This is a genomic window from Actinoallomurus acaciae (genome assembly GCF_042429965.1).
In the GTDB taxonomy this organism is placed as follows: Bacteria; Actinomycetota; Actinomycetes; order Streptosporangiales; family Streptosporangiaceae; genus Actinoallomurus; species Actinoallomurus acaciae.
This window is the reverse complement of the sequence record NZ_JBHLZP010000629.1, coordinates 1-4,281: the sequence shown is the minus strand read 5'-3', so window position 1 is coordinate 4,281 and position 4,281 is coordinate 1. Positions and strand designations below refer to the sequence as shown.

The following is a 4,281-nucleotide window of genomic DNA, read 5'->3' as shown; positions in this document are numbered from 1 at the left end:
CGCCGTCGCCGGCGGCGTCCTGCTTCGCCGGGCCGACACCGGCCGGACGGCCGGGCGCCCTACCGCCCGGCCGGCTGAGCGCTCGCCGGTCGCCTGACCGACCCGGCGAGCCGCCGCAGGCGTTCCTCCGACGGCGAGCCCGCCTCGGCCTGGAACATCGTCACGCCCTGGCCCTCGTCGTCGGGTGTTCGCAGGAACTCGGCGGTGAGGGTCATGACGCCCACGTCCGGGTGCCGGTAGGCACGCGCGATGGACGCGCAGTTGCTCACCGGATGCTCGGTCCACAGGGTGCGGAACTCCGGGCTGAGCGTCAGCAGTTCCTCGATCAGGGCGGTCAGCCCCTCGTCCCCGGGGAACCTGCCGAGCGATCCCTCCAGATAGGCGATGTCGTCACGGGCCTTCTGCTCCCAGTCGGCATAGAGCCCGCGAGAGAAATCCGTCTCGAGAAAGTCGACGCGGACGAAGTTCGGCTTCTCCTCGGCCTCGAAAGGCCAGTGCGGGGCCAGCAGGGCGTGCGCCAGGGGGTTCCACGCCAGGATGTCGCCCCGCCTGCCCACCGCGATCGCAGGCGTCTCGGTGAAGGAGTCCACCATCCGCCCGATGCCGGGACGCAGGCGTTCGGGCCGCGCCTTCTCCCGCGCCCGCGTGACCCGGGCCAGCCGGTGCAGGTGCGCCACCTCGTCGTCGTCCAGCCGCAGGACGCGGGCGACGGAGTCCAGGACCTCCTCGGAGACGTTCGGGCTCTGCCCCTGCTCCAGCCGCGTGTAATAGCCGACGCTGACCCCGGCCAGCGGTGCCAGCTCCTCCCTGCGCAGCCCGGCCACCCGGCGATGCCGGACCCCGGAACGCAACCCCACGTCCTCGGGCTGAAGCCGGGCTCGACGGGACCGCAGGAACTCACCAAGGGCAGAACCGGGATACATGCCCACCACCGTACTGAGAGGAAGTCGCACCCGGCGGCGGCAGGGGGAGCCGCCGATTCCCCTGCCGTCAATCGATATGGCGAAAAAATGACCCGGGCACCCCCGTGCGCAAGCTCACACCGAGATGTCCACTTCTGGCCCAGAGTTCCCGATTTTTGCATCTTTTTCATAACGACTATTGCTTCACCTTAGGAGCACCGAAATCCTCTCGTCGCGGACTTATGCGCCGCTGACGAAAGGACTGGTGGATGTCACGAGACGGACGACGCCGTCGTGCTCTGACAGCCGCAGCCGTGGCACTGCCGCTCGTGGCGGCGACATTCTCGGCTATCGGCACAGCGCAGGCGAGCGACCGGCATACGGTGGCGGGGACCAAGCCCACATGGGCCGCGTCTTCTGTCGACCGCGGCAAGACCGACAGCAATCAGCGGGTCGACGTGAAGGTCTGGCTGACCGGGCGCGACCCCAAGGGACTCGACGCCTACGCCCTGGCCGTCTCCACCCCGGGTAACGCGCTGTACGGCAAGTACCTCACCCCGCAGCAGTTCAACCAGCGCTTCGGGACGTCCCAGCAGCAGATCGACGCTGTCACGTCGTGGATCCGCGGCTCGGGCCTGTACGTCGACCTCGCCGGCTCCAACAGTCACTATCTCCACGTGACCGGCCATGTGGACAAGGCGACGAAGGCGTTCGGCACCGAGTTCCGCAACTACGCGGCTCAGGGCACGGTCGCCCGGGCGCCGGAGAACAACGCCACCGTTCCCGCCTCGGTGGCGTCCTCGGTTCTCACGGTGACCGGTCTGGACACCGGCAAGCACCTGCGCACGCACGACGACACGCTGCCTCCGCCGGAGCCGAACTACAACGTCGCCCAGCCCTGCGCCCAGTACTGGAACCAGAAGGTCGCGACGGACAAGCCGACCGCGTACGGCAAGCACCAGTCGCGGGCGATGTGCGGCCTCCTGCCCCAGCAGCTGCGCGGCGCGTACGGCTCGACCGCGAGCGGGCTGACCGGCAAGGGCGCGACGGTCGCGATCGTCGACGCCTACGCCGCGCCGAAGATGGAGGAGGTCTCCAACCAGTTCGCCAAGAAGTACGGCAGCCCGGCGTTCGCCAAGGGCCAGTACCGCGAGGTGCTGCCGTCGAACTTCGACCTCGTCGACGAGTGCGGCGCGGCCGGCTGGTACGGCGAGGAGGCGCTGGACGTCACCGCCGTGCACGACCTGGCGCCCAAGGCCAACGTCGTCTACGTCGGCGCCCAGAACTGCGCCGACGGCCTGGACGACGCGCTCGCGAAGATCGTCGACAACCACCTCGCCGACATCGTCAGCAACTCGTGGGGCGACCTGGCCGAGCACTACACCCAGTCGATGATCGACGCCGAAGAGGCGATCTTCAAGCAGGGTGCGATCGAGGGCATCGGCTTCTACTTCTCCACCGGTGACTGCGGCTACGAGGTGCCCGGCACCCCGTGCCAGGCCCGGTACGGCGACGCGGGTTCGACGCGACGCCAGACCGACCTGCCCGTCTCCGACCCGTGGGTGACCGCGGTCGGCGGTACGACCCTCGCGGTCGGCAAGAGCAACGACTACAAGTTCGAGACGCACTGGAACGTCCAGTACGACAACCTCGCGGCGAACGGCAAGAGCTGGAGCTACCCGCCGCCCGGCAGCTACCCGACGACCTACTCGGCCGGTGGCGGTGGCGGTACGAGCGACCTGTTCTCCCAGCCGGGCTACCAGCGCGGCGTCGTGCCCAGGTCGCAGAGCACCAACCTGCCGGACGGTACGACGGCCAAGCAGCCGATGCGTACCATCCCGGACATCTCCGCGGTGGGCGACTCCGGCACCGGCATCCGGTACCCGGAGTGGAACCAGCGTCCGGACGGGTCGTTCGGCTACACCGAGAGCCGCGTCGGCGGCACGAGCCTCTCCTGCCCGGTCATCGCCGGCCTGCAGGCGCTGGCTCAGCAGGCCCAGGGCCGGCTGCCGATCGGCTTCGCCAACCCGGCGATCTACCTCCGGGCGGGCAAGAAGGTGTACAACGACGTGACCGACACTCCGCTCGGCAAGAGCACCCCGGTCGCGTACGTCCGCACGAACTACACCGACCCGTACGCGGCGACCGGTCCGCTGCAGTACATCCTCGTCACCTCCGGCAACAAGGGCATCCCGCAGCAGGACGCCCTGAACGCCGTCCGGGGCTATGACCGAGGCACCGGTGTGGGCAGCCCGACCTCCGCGTACCTGCGGTCCTTCCGGTAGGGAACAGCCTGCGCGAACGAACGACGCGGGGCCGGGTGCGATCGACGCACCCGGCCCCGCGCCCTTTTCGCCGGTCGGGTCACTCCGGCAGGCCGATGAGGCGGCCGAGGCCTCGCATCGCGTAGTCGAAGGTCGCGGCCAGGTCGGAGATGACGTTGTCGTACTGCCCGAACAGCTCGAAGCTCACCGCGCCGAACAGCCCCGGCCAGGCGGTGGCCGCGCGGGCGACGACGTCGTCGGGCACGTCGGGCATGATCGCGCTCCTGATCCCGGCGGCGCCGGCGGCGAGCGACGGCGGCGCCGGCGGATAGCCGCCCGGCGGGTCCAGCACACCCGCACGGAAGGCGTCGCCGACCAGCCGGCCGAAGACCTCCGCGGACGCCGACGCCGGGGCGATGGTGTCCTCCGGCGCGCGGTAGCCGGGCACGGGCGAGCCGTACAGCAGCGCGTACTCATGAGGATGCGCGAGGCTCCAGTCGCGCAGGCCGTGGCAGAGCGCGAGCCAGCGCCCCATGAAGTCCGCGCGGTCGCGGGCGGCCTCGGCCTCCTTCACCGCCCTGCCCACGGCGCTGTAGCCGTCGATGATCAGGGCGGTCAGCAGGTCGTCGCGGCTCGGGTAGTAACGGTAGATCGCCGAGGAGACCATCCCCATCTCGCGGGCGACGGCCCGCAGTGACAGCCCGGCCGCGCCGTCCTTGGCCAGGTGCCTGCGGGCGATGTGGGTGATCTCCGCCATCAGCTCGGCGCGCACCCGTTCCCGTGCCGTCCGGCTCGCGTTCATGCCTCGACCGTAACAGAGCATCGCAACGAAACGAGAGCGGCGCTCTTGGACGTCGGGTCAGTCCGCGACCGCTCTGCCGATGCCCGCGAGGGCCTCGTCCAGCAGGCGCTCGCGTCCGGTGTCGGCGGCGTACTCGGCCAGCGCCGCGCACAGGAACACCGCGAGCACCCGCGCCCGGAGCTCCCGCTCCGCGCCGACCGGCCCGTACGCCGCCAGCAGGGCCGTACGGGCCGGGCCGGCGAAACCGCCGTAGGCCAGCGACAGGTCGACGGCGGAGTCGGCGACGCACAGGTCGCCCCAGTCGATGACGCCG

At 70.5% G+C, this 4,281-nt stretch carries 3 protein-coding genes and 1 pseudogene; 1 reads left to right on the top strand and 3 read right to left on the bottom strand.

The window, feature by feature from the left end; all coding sequences use genetic code 11:
• Positions 1–59 precede the first annotated feature (59 nt).
• Positions 60–923, bottom strand: coding sequence for a helix-turn-helix transcriptional regulator (locus ACFFNX_RS43715; RefSeq protein WP_378212146.1), 864 nt, complete (start codon positions 921–923; stop codon positions 60–62).
• Positions 924–1,285: 362 nt separating this feature from the next.
• Here ACFFNX_RS43715 and ACFFNX_RS43710 point away from each other — a divergent pair, with 362 nt between their 5' ends.
• On the top strand, positions 1,286–3,187 hold the full coding sequence (locus ACFFNX_RS43710) for a S53 family peptidase (protein ID WP_378212144.1): 1,902 nt from the start codon (positions 1,286–1,288) through the stop codon (positions 3,185–3,187).
• A 79-nt stretch (positions 3,188–3,266) separates the two neighbouring features.
• On the opposite strand, the gene ACFFNX_RS43705 is transcribed toward ACFFNX_RS43710, so the two are convergent.
• Both ACFFNX_RS43705 and ACFFNX_RS43700 read right to left on the bottom strand, forming a co-directional pair.
• On the bottom strand, positions 3,267–3,968 hold the full coding sequence (locus tag ACFFNX_RS43705; RefSeq protein ID WP_378212143.1) for a TetR/AcrR family transcriptional regulator: 702 nt from the start codon (positions 3,966–3,968) through the stop codon (positions 3,267–3,269).
• 57 nt (positions 3,969–4,025) lie between these two features.
• Positions 4,026–4,281, bottom strand: a pseudogene (locus tag ACFFNX_RS43700) (phosphotransferase); the annotation flags it as partial.